This window comes from Photobacterium ganghwense, assembly GCF_003025595.1.
Taxonomy (GTDB): domain Bacteria; phylum Pseudomonadota; class Gammaproteobacteria; order Enterobacterales; family Vibrionaceae; genus Photobacterium; species Photobacterium ganghwense.
Genome location: NZ_PYMI01000001.1, coordinates 205184 through 224851, shown reverse-complemented (window position 1 = coordinate 224851; position 19668 = coordinate 205184). Strand labels below are relative to the sequence as shown.

Here is a 19668-nt window from a genome sequence, read left to right as displayed (position 1 = left end):
GCTCTTTCCGTTTTATTCGCGGCGAATGACCAGTGTGGCCTCAAGAATCACAGGCGTTTGTAGTTCTTGCTCAATCGCCTGTTTGATGTTGTCGAGATCCTGCTCGCTCAGAGCATGCGGTGTCATGATTTCTAAACTCAGTTCCAGCGGTTTCACATCCCGTGCACTGACCTGCCGCAGCACAACCTGATTGATAGTCAGTCCCTCCAGAGCTTTGATGATTTTAGCTTCGTGCGATAAATGCACAAAGCTAATCAGCAGTGGCACACTCACAATAAAAACTGCCAGCAGGGCAACGGCAAGCCCTTTTTTTGCCCGGGTGAAGGGGGCGAACCCCAACATCAGAAAGGTGACTGATGCAGAAAGAACAATGCCTGCCAGGTTGGTTAAAAACAGCAGTAAAGCCCCCCAAGCGACATGAAGATCTGCCCAGCCAATCCCAATGCCGGTCACGGCCAGTGGGGGCACCAGAGCCACCGCAATAGCCACGCCCGCCAGGCTTTTTGACGCGTCGATCCTGGCATGTGCATAAGCGCCCGCAATACCGGAAATGACGGCAACTCCCAGATCCAGTAAGTTAGGACTGAGACGGGCCTGAATCTCCGGTGTCACAATTTCCATCGGCAGGATAAAGCTGGCCAGCGCAGCGAAACTGGTGGCCATCAGCAGGCCGGTCAGCAGGGTTTGTGAGCTGGCACTCAGCAGTGAGGTGTCCTGCCTGACTAAGGCCATCGCGAGGGAAATGATTGGAGCCATTAACGGTGCCAGAATCATTGCGCCGATGATCACGGGGGCTGAACTGGCAAATAGCCCAATGCTGGCCAGCAGGGTAGACAGCACCATGAGGGTCAGGAAAGAGGGTGTCGCCGACGCATTTTCCCGCAGCAATTGATACAGTTCTCTAAATTCATCAGTGGCCGCGTGCGTAATGAAAGGCAGTGGCTTATCAATCATGGCGGCAATTGCCCCTCCGGCCGGTAAGTTAACAATTTTCCGGCTTTCTTTGCTGCTACCGGGGTTGTCACTTACCGGAAGAGGCTCACCGCCCAGAATACACAAGCTGCGGGGGGTTGTTTCAATAATCAGCTCTTGGGCTGTACTTTCAATCCCGTCCTGAAGGAAGGTCATCGGATTTTGCACGCACAGCATCAGCGTGCGTGATTTGATAAAACCGAGTAAACCCGGTAGACGGGGATCCCGGCGAAATGGGGCCGTAATAAATAACCGTACCAGTTCCATAATGCTGTGTGGTGCCAGCACAATCGCATGGCACATGCCGTCATTGACACTGGAGGTACTGAGAATATTGCGTGATAACGCCGTGCCATGAGCATGGGAAATGATCAACGTGCCTATTGCGGCAGTTTCCACTGTATTCTCGCTTTCCGTCGTAATCGTAAATTTCGCCGGAATGAAGGTTTTGACTTTACTGAGGTTGACGAAGACTTTTTTCAGCTTTTCCTGCCAGTTCAGGTTTTGGCGATTCAGGCCAAAGATGCTGCCTCGTCCCAGAATAACGGTATCGAGCACGACACTGCCGTTGCAGCGTAACACATCAACATGAAGGGGCTTTGCGTCACAGGCCAACTGAATGGCGTTATCAAGTTGTTTGGGGATACCAAAACCACGGCATGCATGACCGGCTTCCGGGTGCGGAAGAATCGCCAGTTGCCATTGATGAGCGACAGCCGCATCAATAATCGCTGGGATATGAGCATCACTGATATAGACAAATACCCGGCAGTCTGGTGTCAGCGTAATGGGTTCCACTGATGGCCAGATGACAGGCAAAAGGGTGTCGCTGAATAATGGGATGACTTCTTTGCTGACATTGTCTTTGTCGGATGCTGAAAAAAGAAGAAAGGTATCCGCCATGCTCTCCTCCGGGAGAAGAAAGTGCCTCAGCCTGCATTCGGGGTGGCATGTTCAGAATGCTCTTGAAACAAAAGGGCTTGTACAGCGGAAAGTATAGTCAGCAAAACAGGCTGTCAGTGGCCTGTTTTGCTGAAATCAGATCATTGGGAAAGTTAGCTTTGGAAAATAGAATGAAATCCACTTCGAGGTGGCAAGGGGCATTTAACCCGGCTGATAACGGGCTAAATCCATCCTCATACATGTTGGCGGACGTTTATTCTTCCGGTGTTTCTTTCTCGGTAGTGCTTTGTTTATCAGTAGCGCTTTGCTTATCTGCACTGCTTTGTTTGTCAGTGCTGTTTGGCTCTTTGCCAGAGCCAGCGTCCGACTTTTCTTCACTGTTTGCTTTATTGGCCTTCTCTTTTTTGGCTTTCTCTTCTTCCAGAACGACTTTCGGGGTCGATTTGACTTTCTGGGCGAGTCGATAGGCCACGCTGAGTCCAAACGGCGATTTTTCGTTGGTTAGCAGGGCTTCTAGCGCCTTGCTGTCCACCTGATCGAATTGACCCATCATCAGTGCTGTACGTTTGGATTTGCCAATTTCCTGATCATCGAGAAGATCAACCATAATGGTGGCAGCTTCCGTTAACGCGGTGGCAAACTCTTCAGGATCATTAAGGTCGTATTCAGAGATTTTCATCTGTTTGCGAAGTTCCAGCGCCCATTGCAGATGCAGAAACGGCACCGTAGCACTGGTGTTATCTTTGCCATCCGGCTTCGGTGCGGTGTAGCTGATGCCGTTTAACAGGTTAACCAGGGTCAGGTATTTGTCGTGCTTAAGTTGCTTCATGCCAATGTATTCCGGCAAATCATCCGGGCTGACTTTCTTTCCCTTGAAATCGTAAAGCCAGACGGCGTTGTCATGGTTCATTTCGGCCCAGAAATCATCACCGGATTCAATGAGGTTATGACTGACCTTTACCGTGATTGGCACGCTGGTGCCACCGTTAGGCATATCCCAGAACGTCGACAGCGCTGTCAGGCGACTGGTCAGATAGAGCACGCCATTTTCAGGCCCAACGACAACCGTGGCCAGTGCGTCAGCATCGCTGCCGTTTTTGGCAGTACAGGTATAGCTGTCCGGGTTAGTAGGCATGGAGTCCTCTGTCCAGGACTTCACTTTTTGTGCCCCGTTAAGGCGACACAAATCGTTGAACATATTCGCCGGGTCATTAGCATATCGCTGCAAATTCGCGAAAATGGCATCGTAATCGAGTACAGCCTGAGTAGGCAGGAGCTGATCAAGGCTAACGGAAATGATATCGCCGTTCTCCAGATTGCTGTATTGGCTTTTTGCGCTCTCTTCGTCAGCCTGACAAACAGGAATCAGCAAGGCACCACAAAGAATGCCAGTGAGTAAACGAAGATGACGATGCCTACCGCGCATAATAAAGAAACCCCGAGTCGAAATATGATAGAAGTCTAGCAAATTCAAGTTGCAAGACGTGTTTCATCATTGAGGGGAAGAGAAACGCCGTCAAGCTCTTGTCACTGATGCCAAGATTCAGTTAGCCCATATTTCCGATGGTATGCGCTAACTGAGGTGTCGCCTAGGTTAGCAGTTAAATACCCAGTTCATCCAGCAGATCTAAATCAACTTCGGCGTGCTGCGTTTTCGCGTGGGTTGATGCTGCTTGGGCCTGTGAATGGCGGGTTTGCTCAATAATGCTGTCTGGATCAAGTTCATCCGGATGTTCAAATTCTTCAATCTGGATAAACTCCGTTTTATCCATCGCCAGTTCCAGATAGAAAATATTGTTTTTAGCCGTAGTAAAACTGACTCGGCGAGCCTGCGGACGCTCCAGGTTAGTATCGACTGACAGCATAACCTGTTTGTTGAGTGCCAGCATTTTAGGCTGGTTCTGAGTGATAGAAACCTGCAATTCACGACGAACTTTACGGGTGAAATCACCCACCACCTGATTCATTAATTCACCCAGTACATCGGCAACTTCATCAGACGTGTGGTGAATAGCCAGCTCATCCTGAGCCATGCCCATTTTCAGCATGTATTCCTGATAAAGCTCAAGTGCAGCTTGTTGAGAGAAATTAGTGACGACCAGGCCGGTAAAGCCGCCGTCAAATAAGACAAAGCAACCGATGTCTGGCTTTAGGCTGGTTTTTTGAATTTTCTGCACCATGGCAGAGTAATGAACAGGACTGTCTGTAGCGGTGGATAAAACCGAAGCAATTGACTGACAGAGTTTCAGCAGAATATCGTCAGTTGTAATAATTTTTGTTTTTTTCATGTCACAAAATGAGTTAAACGTGCGAAAGCGCAGTGTGGCACTAAACACGTTAAATTGCACAACTCCGAAAGCGGGGAGTTGATGTTGCTCACTAATTTCTCAGGGAGCAGGCAGGAAAAGTGGAAAGAATCTGCACATGACAAAGCGATAAAGCTTGTTGTTGTGAAGCGGCTTGAAAAAAGCGATCACACAAATGGAAGAAAAAACGGGGAGAGGAATATCAGCCAGCACCGGAGACCGAGACTAGGTGGCGAAGGGGATTTATCCCTGCTGGCTGAGTCAGAACAACGAGTCAGTACAAATCAGGCAAAGCGTTGTTCAAGGTAAGCGACAATGTCGTTTGACTCGTACATCCACTTTACCTGGCCAGATTTGTCTTCGATACGCAGGCAAGGTACCTTGCGTTTACCACCTTGCTCAATCAGCACTTGCTCATTGTCCGGTTGTTTGGCATCAACAGTCGCCAGAGGCAGGTTCAGGCGTTTAGCCGAACGACGAACTTTGACGCAGAAAGGGCAGCTTTCAAACTGATAAAGCTGAAGCTGTTTTGCTTGATCATTGACTTGTTGCTGAGCATCTTCACTGCGTTTCATTGCACGTGGAGAAAAAATAGCGTTGAGCAACAGAATAAGCTGGCCCAAAACCAATCGGATGACTTTCATGAGGGACTATCCTTTTGAAACAATTCTTAACACCATGTTGTGGCCGACATGATAGCGACTTTCATGTTCTGATAAAACCATGATTAAAGGAGGGGTATGGCGGTTGGTGATGCAGGCTGACGAAGGATCAACTAAGCGCCCGAAAATGAACAAAGGTATTTATGTTTGCCGCCATATTGGTACTTAATACGGTACTTATTTGGCGAAAATGGAAGATGGATCGTGGCATTATTGAGGAATGAAACTTTTGTATTGATGTGAATAATTCCCTCGGCATCCTGCTGTTGCAGTAGCACGCTTATATTTCATCGCTATTTATTCATAGAAATAATAGGAGGCGATGATGAAAAAAACGATCTATCTCACTGCATCATCATTTTGTGTTGCGACCTAATTTCATTATTTATTTAATTCATTATCATAATCGATGAATAATTTATGAGAAGGCATGAGTTCGTGCAAAGTAAAAAGACAATTTTAATTTGTGATGACTCGCCGGTTGTCCATAAAGCTGTAATGAAATATTTGGGGGACGCCGAAGCGCTGACCCTGCTCAATGCAGAAAATGGTGAGCAAGCCATCGAATGCATGAAACAGCACAAGGTGGATGTTCTTTTTCTTGATTTAACCATGCCTGTAATGGATGGGTTTGAAGTACTGCAAACCTTACCGGTGAATCCGTACCCGACGAAAATCATTATTCTGTCTGCGGATGTGCAAAAACAGGCGATGGAACGCTGTATCCAGAATGGAGCCACTTTTTTCCTGCCGAAACCATTCAATCAAGCCATTCTTGTTAAAGCCCTGGAGCGGGTCGGCATAACGCTTGCTTTTCATCAAGCCTCGTACAGTGATACAGCAAGCACGCAAAACGTAAGCCTTCAAACCGAGGTTCATCAAACAGATAGCCCTGAAACAAACTCATACGTACATCAGAATTCGCATCCAAACGCATTGTCAGCGGCTGCATCTTCCTCAACGTCTGCCATTGCTTCCACCCAGCCTGATCGGAACCATGTTGGCCAGGACGATTTTCTGACCGTGTTTAAAGAAGTAGCGAATGTGGCATTGGGGCGGGGGGCTGCAATTATCTCTGATCATTTCGGTGAATTTATTAAAATGCCCATGCCCAATGTGGCGATGCTGAGCACGGGGGAACTGGCTATGGCCATTCTTGATATCAAGCAGCAGGCTCAGTCTAAAGCCATTGCGCAGCGCTTTGTCGGTGGTGGCATACATGGAGAGGCCCTGGTGTGCCTGCATGGTCAGGATATTAAAGCATTTGGTTATCGTCTGGGCTTCGGGCAAAAAGACGAATTCAAAAGTGAGGTGGTAATGGATATTGCCAACCTGATGGTATCTTCATTTCTGGTCTCGTTATCTGAACAAATGAATATCCCTTTTTCTGTTCGTCAGCCGGTTGTGATGGAAGACTATATGGTATGGGGAGAGGGTAAACGGGATCAACGCGAATTATTTACCGTGGAATACTGTTATCAGTCAGAAAATTTGGATGTCGAGTGTAATGTCTTATTCATGATGGATCACAATTCGACGGAAGTAATTAAGCGAGTGATGGAGACGTTACATTGAAAGACCTGATGAATCTGTCTGATTTTCATTTGACGATCCAGCTGATAGATAATATCGACGCCGGTGTCGTTTTGCTTGACCGTAGTTACACCGTACAGGCGTGGAATACGTTTATGCAGGCCTACAGTGGGATCAGCGCCGAGCAAATCATGGGGAAAAACCTGTTCGATGTCGTGCCCGGATTACCCTATGACTGGCTGAAAAAGAAAATAGCCTCCACGTTTAAGCTCCGCACCCGTACTTTCAGTTGTTGGGAAGATCGGCCGTATATTTTTGATTTCAAGAATTTTAGTCCGGTGACTGGGGGCTCGGTCGAAATGTATCAGAACATGACGCTGACTCCACTTAAATCCCTGACGGGAGAATACAGCTATGTCTGCATGACCATCTATGATGTGTCTGATACTGCAAAAAGTAAGAAGCAGCTCAGTGAGACAAACGCTCAACTGACTCATTTGAGCATTACTGACGGGCTGACACAGTTGTACAACCGTGGTCATTGGGAACGTTGCCTGGAAGAAGAATTTGAACGCTGCCGGCAGCGACAGACTCCGTCGACCTTGGTGATGTTTGATATCGACCATTTTAAAAAGGTGAATGACACCTTCGGTCACGTGGCCGGTGACGCTGTAATTAAAAACATTTCGGTTATGTTGCGTAAGGCCAAACGTAAGAATGATCTCGCCGGTCGCTATGGCGGCGAGGAATTCGCGGTCATTTTACCGGAGACAACGTCGGAACTGACCAGTTATTTTGCCGAGCGATTACGGGCCAGAGTTGATGAGTCGTCTGTAAAAATCGACCTGCGGGAAATTGGCGTCACTATCAGCCTGGGGATTTGTGAGTGGGCGCCGTGGATGAAGCACTATAATCAGTGGCTGGCTTGTGCTGATGAAGCTTTGTATCGTTCCAAGCAGGGGGGGCGTAACCGAAGTACTGTGTTCATTACCCAGCGCGAATCTGCTCCTCACAAGATGTCTTTGACGTAATCAAGGGCAAATTATTGGTTTTATTAGTTATATCATTGTAATTGTTTCATTTGCTCCTACAATAATGTCGTTATTGAGGCCAGTGATGAAAACGCTGTAGCAGAATGGATTGCTCACCGGCGCTTCCGATACCTGTGCTGTTAGAATGAGTATTAGAACGAGTTACAATAATTATGGTTGTTGAATCAGAAGGTTATCACGCGCTGATTGAGTATTTTACCGAGCACTTATCACTGTTTGAGAAGTCGGAAACAGAAGCGTGTAATGAGACGGTTGAAGATGTTGTCACGGACATGATTGCAACCAATTTAATGGCTGTGTTTTCGCAAAACCCAGATTTGGAACCTGATTTTCGCTTCAGGTTGATGCAGGAAGCCGATGCTGTGATGGAAGACCTGAATGAAGTCCTCGCCGGGGCCTTGATGCGAAGTCCGACTAATGAGCAGGTGATGTTTCTGGAAGACTATATTGGTCTTGTCAAAAACCTGTTTGACAGTGCGATCAGTCAGCACGTTCAGTAAGTAAACCATGTTCCTGATACTTGGTCACGGCAGGCCATGTGGTGCGAACAGAGGTCTCAAAAACATCTAAAGACCGAATGGTAAAAAGGCAGCTCAGCTGCCTTTTTTGATCGCATTGACCAAGCATGGCTTTAACCCGTCAGGCCAGCTTAAAAGCGAAGGGCGAAGCGAACAAGCCACACACAGGCAAGTTAAAAAAGGCAAGCTAAAAGGGATGCAAGGCCAAAAAGAGAAGCCAAGGAAAAGATCAGATAAAAGTTAGCAAAGAGATTAGCCATGAAACCGCGCGTGAGTTTACTTCTGATTAATCCGAAGAGAGAAATCCTGCTTATTCATCGTATCAAGGAAGAAAGAGACTATTGGGTGTTTCCCGGTGGCGGTGTAGAGCAAGGGGAAAGCCTGTTAACCGCGGCGCAGCGCGAAGCACTTGAAGAAACCTCCTTTGTCCTTCAGCAGTTTTCTCCTGTATTTTCATTGTTGAATATGGGGCGAAGAGAGCATTTCTTTGTTGCCAATGTTGATAACATACCAGCCAGGCTGGGAAACGGACCTGAGCTTGAAAAACAGAATATCAGAAACCGTTATGAGTTAGTTTGGCTGCCTTTTGAGCAATTGAGTACGCTTGAGCTTTACCCGATGGACGCACGAGATATCGCCGTTACATTGCTGGTGGACGTCGAGACAGACTCAGTTCAAATACATGGCTAGGTGTAATAAATCAGGAACGATGATGAATAAAACAGGACATTATTTAACGGTCAATGGCGCCGATATTTATTATGAATTATCGGGGAACAGGGATGGCAAACCGCTGCTGGTACTGCATGGCGGTCTTGGGTTCATCGATGATTTGGAGCCTCTGTGGGCGTATATTCCCGCCGACGCTTTTGTTATCGCTGTTGATTTTCGTGGGCATGGTAGATCAGCACTGGGAGATGCTCCGCTCAGTTACGCGCAATACCAACAAGATATTGAGGCTGTGTTGGATCATCTGCAGGTAAATCAGTACGCCATTTTTGGCTTTAGTGATGGCGGAATTGTCGGGTATCGACTGGCAGCAGCCCATCCGGATAAGGTCGGACGGCTGGTGACACTCGGTTCACAATGGCGTCTTGAGCCTGATGATCCCGCGATTCGTGTACTGCAAAGCTTGTCAGCGGATTTCTGGGCTCAACGTTTCCCTGAGGATGTCGCGAGGTATCAGGCCATCAATCCGACTCCGGATTTCTCGCGGTTGGTCGATGCGGTGAAAGACGTTTGGCTGGATGTTTCACACACGGGCTACCCGAATCAGACGGTCGAAGCTATTCAGTGTCCGGTACTGATCATGCGCGGTGATAATGATTTTCTGTTTGCGCTACAGGAAGCAGTGTTGCTGAAAGCGAGTATTCCCGATGCCGAGTTTGCCAACCTGCCGTTTACTTCTCATGCTTGTCACCATGAAGACCCGCAGACGGTAGGAAACATCGTTAACCGATTCCTGCTGAACACTGACTGTAGTTGATTCGTCGTTCAGCGAATTACCCGAATTTTCTTAAAGCCAATAAGCAACCCTATGGTTACACAGGGTTGCCCCACACAGGGTTGCCCCACACGGGGTTACCATTTACGGGATTACCATTCACGGAATTACCATTCTCGAGGTTATCTATCCCGAGGTTCCCACTCAAAGGGATTGCTTGTACAGTTACCGGTAAAGGCAATCACTTTGTTTTTATTGATAATCCCGTAAATCTGAAATCTCCCTGTCATATTTCTCTTGTACTTTGCCCGCTAGCGATAATCAGTGTGATCCCGGTTCCGTATAAGGCCATCACGCACTGATGCTGTTCGCCAAAAACAGAAATAAAGGAATATGACAATAATGAAAATCCTCTCTCCGAGCGGCGCAAAAGTCTCAATTGTTCGTTCAATTCAGATTGTGTTCCTCATTTTGGTTACCACTGGCGGTTTACTGTCTTTCTTTGGTAACGATGGCCTTAAAAATGTTTCGCGGCAATTTGAAACACTGAGTCAGCAGGCGATTCCGGTCACCATGAATAATGCTGTCATGGTCAAGGCCGCTCTGGAATCTGCGCAAGCTTTGTCGTCAGTTATCAATAGCGCCTCGGTCGAGGAGTTAGAAACGGCTTACCGACAGTTTGAAACCGGGTATACCGCCATGGCCACTTCGCTGACGACGCTCGAAAGCCTGTCGGCTGAACACCGTATTGGATGGTTAACGGATGGTGTGGTGAAGTTGCAGCAACAGCATGCGGAAATTGTCACGATGGGCGAGCAGCTCAATCAGTCACAACAACAGATCCTGAAGAATCAAACCCGCCTGTTTGCCGATAAAGCCATGATGAATTATGCCGTTTCATCAGTGAGAGCAGAAATGAGCCGTGTCGGACAGGATGTGTTTTATGATAATCCGACCGGTATGAACCAAGTGACCAACTTCGTGAATCATTCGCTTGAGATGGCGAGCCATCTGATGGCGCTGATGCTGGAAACTGATGTCTATAAAGCGCAGGAGCTGGCCAAAGATTTACGCCGGACCAATTTATCCGGTATGGAATACGCCTGGCAGGAAATGAACCGGATCAACCCGGCGATGACAGAGTTTACCAGCGTCACCGTGCCGTTTGATATGGTGAAAGCGCTGTTTGCCGATGACGGCATTATCGCGCTGAAACTGCAAACCCTTTCACTGATGCAAACCCAGGCGGGAAAAGCTGAACGGGTAAGACTGCATATTGATGAGATGATGGGACAGCTCGAAACCCTGACTGCGGGGGCCAATCAGCTGGTGGCGCAAGGTGAGCGGGGAGTCATTGATGCCAGCGAACAGGCGACGGCGCTGTTTTTAACATTGAGTATCGCGGGGCTGATACTGGCTCTGTTTTCCAGTGTCTGGATCAGTGTGTCGGTACAACGATCGATAAAGACAATTGACCGGGTTGTCAAAGCGACCAGTGAAGGTGACTTGACGGTTCAGGTTGAGCAACGCATGCCAAAGGAATTTGCGGTGCTGGGTTCGTTGCTGGAACAGTCAAATGCCAATAACAGACAAATCCTGGCGCGATTGGTTACTAACAGCCACGAACTGAATCTTGCCGCAGAGAGCAGTCAGCAGGCGGCTTCTCAGTCACGTCAGGCGCTGAATGAACAAAGCGATGAGCTGAATACGATTTCAGCGGCGATTTCACAGCTTGAAATTTCAATAAAAGAAATTGTCAGCAGTACGGCTGAATCTGAGCTTGAGGCAGAGCAGGCCAGCCAGCTGGCGCAAAACGGCGTAGCAATTATAGAACGCAGTACTGTGAGGCTGCGGGAGCTGGATAATCAGTTTGCGGTGAATGAAAAGCGCATGACCGAGCTGGATACCCATGTTAACAAGATCACGGAAGTGGTGGAGCTAATTAGCTCGATTGCGGACAGCACAAACCTGTTGGCACTGAATGCGGCCATTGAAGCGGCCCGAGCAGGAGAGCAGGGGCGGGGCTTTGCGGTGGTGGCGGATGAAGTCCGCAAGCTGGCCAAAGAAACCAATATGCAAACAGAATCCATTCGACAGACCATTAACGAACTGCACCGCGCCGCGAGGGATGCGAACGAAGCGATGCTGGTAAGTCGACAGGAGATGACCTCGACAATCACCCTCAGTCACGAGGTGCAGCAGGCCATTCACCAGATGCAGCAAGTCATCACGGGCATTAACGATAAAATCATCACGATTGCAGCCGCTACCCAGCAGCAGGAGAACGCCTCGGTCGAAGTAGGGCGAAGCGTCGGACAGGTTTCCGGGCAGGCAGAACGTAATAACGCTCAGTTACTGACCCTGGTAAAACAGGCCGCAGCGGTGGCGGACATTGCTCATCAACAGCAGGACTTACTGGCAACTTACAAACTGTGAACGGATAAGCCTGTTTTCCCGTCGGGCAAGGTTGTTGGTAAACAGGCAACAGAGGCAATGAGCAGAAAAAAAACTGTGAAAATGCCCTGCGAAAAAGCCCTGTGAAAAAAGAGCAGAAAAAGCGTAAAAAACACCATGAGAACACGTCTAACGGTAGGAATTAACGCGTAATCATTGCAACTGATTCAGACGCCAGTACAATGCTGGCGTTTTTTATTGTTTGGTATCTGTTATGCGTATTCATGCTGTTCATAAGTTGTATGATGAGCGTCTTGCTCGCTCAACCCGGCCATTTCTGGCTCGAGGCGGTAAAGTTGAGCGCTGTCTCTACTGCATGTTACGTACTCACCTGTGTATTTGTTCAAGTAAGCCAGACATTGATTCTCAGGCTGCCTTTATGCTGCTGATGTATGACGATGAAGTGCTGAAGCCAAGCAATACCGGGCGATTAGTGGCCGATTTGTTCAAAGATACGTTTGCGTTTATCTGGTCACGGACGGAACCCAATCCCGACATGCTGGCCCTGCTTAATGATCCACAGTGGCAGCCATATGTGATTTTCCCAGCCGAATACGCGGTACCTGAGCGAGTGGCCGCGGAAGTCAGTGCGCAACCGGATAAGCGGCCGTTGTTTATTTTGCTGGACGGCAGCTGGGCGGAAGCCAAGAAAATGTTCCGGAAGAGCCCATATCTGAATCACTTGCCTGTGCTGTCGATAGATCCGGATAAGCCTTCCCGTTATCAGGTGCGCGAAGCCACCAAAGCCAATCAGCTGGGAACTGCTGAAGTGGCTGCACGTATCGTGGATCTGTACGGCGAGACAAAAAATGCCGAGGTGCTCGACTTGTGGTTTGATGTATTTCGCGAACGCTACATGACCGGCAAGCTCAATCGCACCTTGCCGGAAGCAAACGCGCTGAAAGATTTGTCCGAATGTATGGCCGGCTATTCAGTAATAAAATGACATTCCTGCGTTACAATATGCAACATATCGATGTTTCTTTCGGCAATCGCGACAGAGCGCATGGAACAGACCCCGCTAAATCTGTACCTCATCACAGTCTGTAGGTGTAGAAGTGTGGATAATTTTTTACAGTTTTGTTTTTAAATGACTTTCGGAGAGTGCGGGATGTACTACGGCTTTGATATTGGCGGAACCAAGATTGAATTTGGCGCCTTTAACGAAAAACTGGAGCGGGTGGCTACTGAGCGAGTACCGACACCGGGGGATGATTACGACAAGCTGGTGGATATCCTTGTCGACATTATTGAAAAAGCCGACCGTGAATTTGGAACTCAGGGCCAGATCGGTATTGGTATTCCGGGTATGGAAGATGCGGAAGATGGTGCACTACTGACTTCAAATGTGCCTGCAGCCAAAGGCCGTTTCCTGCGTAAAGATCTGGAAAGCCGTATTGGTCGTAGCGTTCAGATTGATAATGACGCTAACTGCTTTGCGCTTTCAGAAGCGTGGGACAGTGAGCTGCAGGGTGAAAAATCCGTACTGGGTCTGATCCTGGGCACCGGATTTGGTGGCGGCATTGTCATTGATGGCCAGGTCTTCTCCGGCAAAAATCACGTCGCGGGTGAACTGGGTCATACGCGTATGCCTATCGATGCCTGGTTCCATCTGGGCGAGAAAGCACCGTTGTTTGAGTGCGGCTGTAACAATAAAGGCTGTATTGACAACTACCTGTCTGGTCGTGGTTTCGAGCAGCTGTATGCCCATTACTATGGCGAAAATCTGAAAGCGGTAGACATCATCAAGCAGTACGGCGAAGGTGAAGTGCAAGCCGTTGAGCATGTCGATCGCTTTATGGAAATGCTGGCAATCTGTCTGGCAAACTTGTTCACGGCGTTTGACCCGCATGTGGTGGTGCTGGGTGGTGGACTGTCGAATTTTGACCTGCTGTATTCAGAGTTGCCTAAACGACTGCCTAAGCACCTGTTGTCGGTTGCCCGCGTACCTAAAATCATCAAAGCGAAACACGGTGATGCTGGTGGTGTTCGTGGTGCGGCATTCCTGAACATCCGCTAATCGGCGGCTGTAGCAAAATCGCATAGCAAAACTATTTTTGTTCTTTATAAGGACACAAGGTTATAAAGAAATAACCTCAATGAAAAAAGCACCGCTGGCGGTGCTTTTTTGCTTTTCGGGGAATCCGCGTGTTGGCTGATACTGACGGGGTACAGCCAGAATCATGAAAAGGTAGACAGTGAGAAAGTGTAATGAATCTCGCCAGATGCTAACGGTTGTGAATGAACTCTGCTAGAATCCCCGCTCGTTTTATCAATGCCGGATTCCAACATGCCTTTCCAAGCTTTAGGGCTTAACAGCCAACTTATCTCCAATATCCATGCTCTGGGTTTTCAACAGCCGACACCGGTTCAGCAACAGGCTATTCCTGAAGTGCTTGCCGGGCATGATGTGTTGGCGGGCGCGCAGACCGGAACCGGCAAAACGGCAGCGTTTGGCTTGCCGTTGATCCAGCAGCTGATGGCGGAACCGGCACGTTCTTATGGCGCTAAAACCGTGAAGGCGCTGATTTTGACGCCGACCCGTGAACTGGCGCAGCAGGTTTTTGAAAGCCTGAGCGGTTATGCCAAAGAAACCGATTTACGCATTGTCACGGCTTACGGTGGAACCAGTATTAAGATGCAGGTAAAAGCATTGGAACAGGGCGTGGATATTCTGGTCGCAACGCCGGGACGCCTGCTGGATCATGCCTATGTCGGGACCGTTGATCTCAGCCAGATCAGCATGCTGGTGCTGGACGAAGCGGATCGCATGCTGGATATGGGTTTCATTGACGATATCAAACGGATCATGAAGCGCATCAAAGCTGAGCGTCAGACACTGTTTTTTTCTGCGACGTTTGGCCCGAAAGTGAAAGAGCTGGCGTACCGTATCCTCAAGGATCCGAAAGAAATTGAAGTATCTCCGGCAAACAGTACTGCCGTCACGGTAGAACAAATGGTCTACCCGGTAGATAAGCATCGTAAGCGCGAGTTGCTCTCTTATCTGATCGGTTCCGGCAACTGGCAGCAGGTACTGATTTTCACGAAAACCAAACAGGGCTCCGATGAACTGGCCAAAGAGCTGGGTAAAGATGGGATCAAAGCGGTTTCTATTAACGGGGATAAAAGTCAGGGCGCTCGTCAACGTGCGCTTGAGCAGTTCAAAGAAGGTAAAGTGCGTGCATTAGTGGCGACGGATGTGGCCGCTCGAGGGCTGGACATCGAACAGCTAGAGCATGTTGTGAACTTCGATATGCCGTTTAAAGCAGAAGACTATGTGCACCGTATCGGTCGTACCGGGCGTGCAGGCCAGACCGGCAAGGCAATTTCGTTGATGAGTCTTGATGAAGAATGGGCGCTGCGAGCCATTGAAGAACTGTTGGATACCCGCTTGCCGCAGCAATGGCTGGAAGGTTATGAGCCGGATCCAACGGCAGAACCACTGGAAAATCTCCGTCGAGGTCGTTCAAGCGATAAGCGCCGCGCCAAAGCTAAGCATCAGATTCATAAGAATCGTGGGCGTCGTGTCAGCCGCTAACGGTATCTGTATTTAATAGGTGTTTGGCTAATAGATGTTTGGCTAATAGATGTTTGGCTAATATGTGTTTAGCTAATAGCTGTTTGGTTAATAGGTATTTGGCTATATCGCGTAACTTTCCACAGCCTTCACCTTAAGTACCAGAATATTTCAGCCCCCAAAAGGTGTGCTCTCGACGAAAAGAAACCCGTGCATTAGGCTGCACGGGTTTTGTTGTTTCAGAGACTCATGACGGACATATCCGATAACTGCTGTTAACGTTTGCAGTTTTTGATGGCGTCGGCCAGTAATTCTGTGGCTGTGAAGTGGCATTCAGGCAAATCCGCATCGCACGGATGGCGTGGCTCAACCCTCGGTCCCCATTGAATGACGCCAGCCCCCCAGGTCAACCCTGCACCAAAGGCAGCTGACAGAATGGTGTCTCCAGGCTTGATTTTGCCTTCTTCAACGGCTTCACACAGCGCGATAGGCACAGTGGCAGCCGAGGTATTGCCGTATTTATGGATATTGATGAAGGCTTTTTCCAGCGGGATGCCGGAATGCTCGCACAGCGCTTCAATAATGCGCTGGTTTGCCTGATGGGGGATGACGACGTCAATGTCATCCTGCGTCAGGTTAGCGCGCTCCATGACCATTTTGGCTGCGGTTCCCATTCCACGCACCGCACGGCGGAAGATTTCACGTCCGACAAAGTTGAACGCAAAGTGTCCTGCATCCGGGCTGTAGCGATCCATCCCGACTCCAAAATCCGGAATCGCCAGTACGTCGCGACCTTCTGAATCACAACCCAGCTGAGCTGTCAGTAGTCCAGAATGCTGTGTGGAGCGGCTTAATACCACAGCACCCGCACCGTCACCGAACAGAACTGCCGTGTCACGTTTACTCCAGTCCAGATACCAGGACAGACGCTCAGCACCAATAACCAGTGCATGCTCATAGTTGCCGGCCTGAATCATTTTACTGGCTGTTTCCAGCCCGTAGAGAAATCCTGTGCATGCCGCATTCATATCAAATGCTGCGGCTTTCTTAGCCCCTAAATCCAGCTGGACTTTCGACGCGATATTTGGAACCAGGGTATCCGGTGAGCACGTCGCGACAATGATGAGGTCCAGCTCGGAACCATCAATTCCTGCCGCAGCCAGTGCGCGTTCGCCAGCCACTTTGGCCAGTTCAGAAGTTTTCACATGGCTGATGCGACGAGAATGAATACCGGTGCGGGTGCGGATCCATTCATCAGAAGTATCAACAAACTGACTCAGTTCTTCGTTTGTCAGTTCGGTTGGCGGCAGACACTTTCCCCAACCAGTAATTTCGGCATAGTACATAGGATGACTCTTATTATTGTTGTCCAACACAATTTCGCCATGACACCTTAACGTAATTACAACAGAAAATCAGTGCGTCAGCTTGAAATATGGAGCGATTCATCAGGAAAAGGATTTGTTACAATCAGCAGGTACACATTAAAAAAAGGAATAAACCATGATTCGCTTGGGTGTAATAGGCACAAACTGGATTACCGACCGTTTTATCGAGGCAGCGCTCGCGTCAGGCAAGTATCAGTTGGCAGCGGTATACTCCCGGACAATGGAGCAGGCGAAAGCCTTTGCCGCAAAATATGATACCGCTGAGTGCTTTGACTCGCTGGAAACGATGGCGGCCTCTGAGGCTATCGATGCAGTGTACATTGCCAGCCCGAACTCGTTTCATGCCCCGCAGGCGAAACAGTTTCTTCAGGCAGGTAAACACGTGATTGGTGAAAAGCCGCTTGCATCGAACTTCACTGAAGTTCAGGACTTGATTGATGTCGCGCAACAGAATCAGGTGGTGCTGTTTGAAGCTATGAAAGCAACGTATACGCCGAACTTTTACGCCATGAAACAGGCGTTACCGAAGTTGGGTAAATTGCGCAAAGTGTATTTGTCTTACTGCCAGTACTCTTCCCGTTACCAGAAATACCTGGACGGTGAAAATCCGAATACGTTTAACCCGGCGTTTTCCAATGGTTCACTGATGGATATTGGCATTTATCCGTTGAGCACGGCGATTGCACTGTTTGGTGAGCCTAACAGTTTTACGGCACAGGGGGCACTTCTGGATTCGGGTGTTGATGCGCACGGTACGCTTGTGTTGCATTACCGCGAGTGTGACGTGGTGGTGTGTCACTCAAAAGTGAGCGATGGAATTATCCCAAGTGAAATTCAGGGCGAGCAGGGTACGTTACTGGTTGATTTTATTTCTGAATGTCATGGTGTAAAACTGCACCGTCGAGGTGAACCCGTCGTCGATTTGTCCGTAGCGCAGGATGAGAATGCGATGCGCTATGAGGCCGAAGTTTTTGCCGAATTGGTAGAGAGCCAGCAGGTTGACCATGAAGGGTTACTGCGCAGCCAGATTGTCAGTGCAATCATTACTCAGGCTCGAGAAATTATTGGTGTGCGCTATCCGGCCGATAAGCTGTAATACCTAATCAGTGAATACTGCTCGTCTGACTTGAGTCGATGTATAAGCAGCAACTGAAGGATACCTAAAAACACAGGTGCTTTTAGACGCACGATATTGATGAACGAAAAAAGACCGATATGTTCAGCTTACAGCTGTTCATATTGGTCTTTTTATTTGAATCTGTGTGTAACCCGGCCAGGAGATGCTTGTCTGGCTTTTTTGTCGCTAGGGAGCATTCGTGTATTACGACGAGAGGGCAGTAGATTGGCATCCGTGAGTGCTATGAAGGCGTTTTTATTGGGGCGATTGGGGGTAATTGGGCCGGGATATGGCAGAAACAGAAGGGCCTCTCAATTTGAGAGGCCCTTTTTATTGAATGTTTGAGCAGGCTGGCGGATTACCAGAACAGGTAAGCAATCAGTGTCAGCACCACAATACAAGCCAGGTTCAGGTAGATACCGGCTTTCATCATCTCAGACTGCTTGATGTGGCCCGAACCAAACACGATTGCGTTAGGTGGTGTTGCCACTGGCAACATGAAGGCACATGAAGCGGCAACAGCAATCAGAGCAGACAGAATGACAGGTGATACACCCAACGCTTCTGCTACGGTCGCAAATACTGGCACCAGCAGTGCCGCACTTGCCGTGTTACTTGCAAACTCAGTCAGGAAGACAACGAAGCCCGCAATAACCAGAATCGTGAAGAACAGACCAGCTTGATCCAGGAAACCACTCAGCCCTTCAGCCAGGAACACACTGGTGCCGGTTGCTTTCAGGATATTACTCAGACAGATACCACCACCGAACAGCAGCAGAACGCCCCAGTCAGTTGATTTTTGGATATCTTTCCACTCAACAACGCGCGAGGTGCCCAGCATGACGATGGCAAACAGAGCTACCAGAGTGTCGAAGCTGCCGAAACCACCCAGGAATGCGTTAATCGGTTTGCTGAAAATCCACAGGAAGACAGTGATAGAGAAGATAACCAGTGTCGCAAGTTTACCGTTGGTCCATTCAACCGGCTTATGATCCAGTTCGAACGTGTGGTTCAGGTTTGGTTTAAGCAGCAGGTACAGCAAACCTACAGAAACAGGTAGCAGGATAGCTGTAACTGGCACACCGAATGCCATCCACTCTGTAAAGCTCAGACCCACTTCTGCAGCGGCAATGGCGTTTGGTGGGCTACCAACGATGGTTGCGATACCACCGATGCTTGCACAGTAAGCGATACCCAGCAACACGAAGACATAAGTACTGCGTTCACTTTTGGCGTTAACTTTGTTCAGGACACCCAGTACCAGTGGCAGCATCATTGCAGCAGTGGCTGTATTACTGATCCACATAGACAGGCCTGCAGTCACCCCAAACAGCATGAATACGGCAACAGACATCTTGCCTTTAGCCATCAGCAGTACTTTGTCAGCAATCGCTTTATCCAGTTCTTGCTTATGCAGTGCGGCTGCCAAAGCGAAACCACCCAGGAAAAGGAAAATAATCGGGTTGGCATAGTTACTGAGCGCCTGAGGCGTCTGGAAAATGCCAAATCCAATTGCCAGAATAGGAATCAGGATAGCGGTAATACTGACGTGTAGCGCTTCCGTCAGCCAAAGTACAGCAACGAACACCAGAATACTCAGGCCGACAACCACGTTGTGGTCAAAAGGCAGGGTATTCAGCAGTATTGTAAAAAGGGCGATGTCTGCCAGCAGAATAATACTGTTCCGGTCAAACAGCCACTTACGTAGGGTCATGGTCAAGGCTGTCATAATAGTTCCTTTCGCTAGATTATAGTTATTACCGAGCAAGTGCTTGTCTTGGCGGTGAATCGGGTACAGATGT

General features: G+C 48.8%; 16 protein-coding genes. 10 read left to right on the top strand and 6 right to left on the bottom strand.

The genetic code is table 11. From position 1 onward, the window contains the following. Nucleotides 1-12: 12 nt before the first annotated feature. The 4 genes from C9I92_RS00975 to C9I92_RS00960 all read right to left on the bottom strand — a co-directional run bounded on the left by C9I92_RS00975 (nt 13) and on the right by C9I92_RS00960 (nt 4825). The gene (locus C9I92_RS00975) at nt 13-1875 is read right to left on the bottom strand and encodes a TIGR00341 family protein (protein ID WP_047885544.1); all 1863 of its coding nucleotides are present in this window, start codon (nt 1873-1875) and stop codon (nt 13-15) included. A gap of 253 nt (nt 1876-2128) precedes the next feature. Beyond that, nucleotides 2129-3301: a ParB/Srx family N-terminal domain-containing protein gene (locus tag C9I92_RS00970; RefSeq protein WP_084712571.1), complete on the bottom strand. Its 1173-nt coding sequence runs from the start codon at nt 3299-3301 to the stop codon at nt 2129-2131. Nucleotides 3302-3476: 175 nt separating this feature from the next. Beyond that, complete coding sequence (locus C9I92_RS00965) at nt 3477-4163, bottom strand: DUF3334 family protein (protein WP_047885710.1); 687 nt, start codon at nt 4161-4163, stop codon at nt 3477-3479. 302 nt (nt 4164-4465) lie between these two features. Continuing rightward, nucleotides 4466-4825, bottom strand: coding sequence for a glutathione S-transferase N-terminal domain-containing protein (locus C9I92_RS00960; RefSeq protein WP_047885543.1), 360 nt, complete (start codon nt 4823-4825; stop codon nt 4466-4468). Between the two features lie 456 nt (nt 4826-5281). On the opposite strand from C9I92_RS00960, the gene C9I92_RS25640 reads away from it, so the two are divergent. The 9 genes from C9I92_RS25640 to C9I92_RS00910 all read left to right on the top strand — a co-directional run bounded on the left by C9I92_RS25640 (nt 5282) and on the right by C9I92_RS00910 (nt 15382). Beyond that, the gene (locus C9I92_RS25640) at nt 5282-6418 is read left to right on the top strand and encodes a response regulator (protein ID WP_248827381.1); all 1137 of its coding nucleotides are present in this window, start codon (nt 5282-5284) and stop codon (nt 6416-6418) included. Then, complete coding sequence (locus C9I92_RS00945) at nt 6415-7407, top strand: sensor domain-containing diguanylate cyclase (protein ID WP_084712570.1); 993 nt, start codon at nt 6415-6417, stop codon at nt 7405-7407. The genes C9I92_RS25640 and C9I92_RS00945 overlap by 4 nt, the downstream gene beginning before the upstream one ends. A 173-nt stretch (nt 7408-7580) precedes the next feature. Next, on the top strand, nt 7581-7928 hold the full coding sequence (locus tag C9I92_RS00940; protein ID WP_047885541.1) for a DUF3802 family protein: 348 nt from the start codon (nt 7581-7583) through the stop codon (nt 7926-7928). 276 nt (nt 7929-8204) lie between these two features. Next, entirely contained in the window at nt 8205-8636 is a 432-nt protein-coding gene (locus C9I92_RS00935; RefSeq protein WP_047885540.1) for an NUDIX domain-containing protein, read from the top strand. A 19-nt stretch (nt 8637-8655) separates the two neighbouring features. Next, nucleotides 8656-9432, top strand: coding sequence for an alpha/beta fold hydrolase (locus C9I92_RS00930; RefSeq protein ID WP_047885539.1), 777 nt, complete (start codon nt 8656-8658; stop codon nt 9430-9432). A gap of 360 nt (nt 9433-9792) precedes the next feature. Beyond that, nucleotides 9793-11826 carry a methyl-accepting chemotaxis protein gene (locus tag C9I92_RS00925; protein WP_047885538.1) on the top strand — a complete coding sequence of 678 codons (2034 nt, stop codon included), beginning with the start codon at nt 9793-9795 and terminating at the stop codon, nt 11824-11826. Between the two features lie 232 nt (nt 11827-12058). Then, a complete protein-coding gene (locus tag C9I92_RS00920; RefSeq protein WP_047885537.1) occupies nt 12059-12790 on the top strand; it encodes a tRNA-uridine aminocarboxypropyltransferase in 732 nt (243 codons plus the stop codon). Between the two features lie 165 nt (nt 12791-12955). Continuing rightward, nucleotides 12956-13864: an N-acetylglucosamine kinase gene (nagK, locus tag C9I92_RS00915; RefSeq protein ID WP_047885536.1), complete on the top strand. Its 909-nt coding sequence runs from the start codon at nt 12956-12958 to the stop codon at nt 13862-13864. Between the two features lie 255 nt (nt 13865-14119). Then, on the top strand, nt 14120-15382 hold the full coding sequence (locus tag C9I92_RS00910; RefSeq protein WP_207103192.1) for a DEAD/DEAH box helicase: 1263 nt from the start codon (nt 14120-14122) through the stop codon (nt 15380-15382). A gap of 254 nt (nt 15383-15636) precedes the next feature. Here C9I92_RS00910 and C9I92_RS00905 read toward each other — a convergent pair whose 3' ends face one another. Then, nucleotides 15637-16707, bottom strand: coding sequence for a ketoacyl-ACP synthase III (locus tag C9I92_RS00905; protein ID WP_047885535.1), 1071 nt, complete (start codon nt 16705-16707; stop codon nt 15637-15639). A gap of 157 nt (nt 16708-16864) precedes the next feature. On the opposite strand from C9I92_RS00905, the gene C9I92_RS00900 reads away from it, so the two are divergent. Next, a complete protein-coding gene (locus C9I92_RS00900; protein WP_047885534.1) occupies nt 16865-17845 on the top strand; it encodes a Gfo/Idh/MocA family protein in 981 nt (326 codons plus the stop codon). Nucleotides 17846-18224: 379 nt separating this feature from the next. Here C9I92_RS00900 and C9I92_RS00895 read toward each other — a convergent pair whose 3' ends face one another. Continuing rightward, nucleotides 18225-19595 (bottom strand): SLC13 family permease, encoded by a 1371-nt coding sequence (locus tag C9I92_RS00895; protein ID WP_047885533.1) that lies wholly within the window; start codon nt 19593-19595, stop codon nt 18225-18227. Nucleotides 19596-19668: the final 73 nt, after the last annotated feature.

Excerpts from the sequence above, each read along its gene's own strand:
- C9I92_RS00975 (WP_047885544.1), bottom strand. The coding sequence starts at position 1,875 with ATGGCGGATACCTTTCTTCTTTTTTCAGCATCCGACAAAGACAATGTC.
- C9I92_RS00970 (WP_084712571.1), bottom strand. The coding sequence starts at position 3,301 with ATGCGCGGTAGGCATCGTCATCTTCGTTTACTCACTGGCATTCTTTGT.
- C9I92_RS00965 (WP_047885710.1), bottom strand. The coding sequence starts at position 4,163 with ATGAAAAAAACAAAAATTATTACAACTGACGATATTCTGCTGAAACTC.
- C9I92_RS00960 (WP_047885543.1), bottom strand. The coding sequence starts at position 4,825 with ATGAAAGTCATCCGATTGGTTTTGGGCCAGCTTATTCTGTTGCTCAAC.
- C9I92_RS00940 (WP_047885541.1), top strand. The coding sequence starts at position 7,581 with ATGGTTGTTGAATCAGAAGGTTATCACGCGCTGATTGAGTATTTTACC.
- C9I92_RS00935 (WP_047885540.1), top strand. The coding sequence starts at position 8,205 with ATGAAACCGCGCGTGAGTTTACTTCTGATTAATCCGAAGAGAGAAATC.
- C9I92_RS00930 (WP_047885539.1), top strand. The coding sequence starts at position 8,656 with ATGATGAATAAAACAGGACATTATTTAACGGTCAATGGCGCCGATATT.
- C9I92_RS00925 (WP_047885538.1), top strand. The coding sequence starts at position 9,793 with ATGAAAATCCTCTCTCCGAGCGGCGCAAAAGTCTCAATTGTTCGTTCA.
- C9I92_RS00920 (WP_047885537.1), top strand. The coding sequence starts at position 12,059 with ATGCGTATTCATGCTGTTCATAAGTTGTATGATGAGCGTCTTGCTCGC.
- nagK (WP_047885536.1), top strand. The coding sequence starts at position 12,956 with ATGTACTACGGCTTTGATATTGGCGGAACCAAGATTGAATTTGGCGCC.
- C9I92_RS00910 (WP_207103192.1), top strand. The coding sequence starts at position 14,120 with ATGCCGGATTCCAACATGCCTTTCCAAGCTTTAGGGCTTAACAGCCAA.
- C9I92_RS00905 (WP_047885535.1), bottom strand. The coding sequence starts at position 16,707 with ATGTACTATGCCGAAATTACTGGTTGGGGAAAGTGTCTGCCGCCAACC.
- C9I92_RS00900 (WP_047885534.1), top strand. The coding sequence starts at position 16,865 with ATGATTCGCTTGGGTGTAATAGGCACAAACTGGATTACCGACCGTTTT.
- C9I92_RS00895 (WP_047885533.1), bottom strand. The coding sequence starts at position 19,595 with ATGACAGCCTTGACCATGACCCTACGTAAGTGGCTGTTTGACCGGAAC.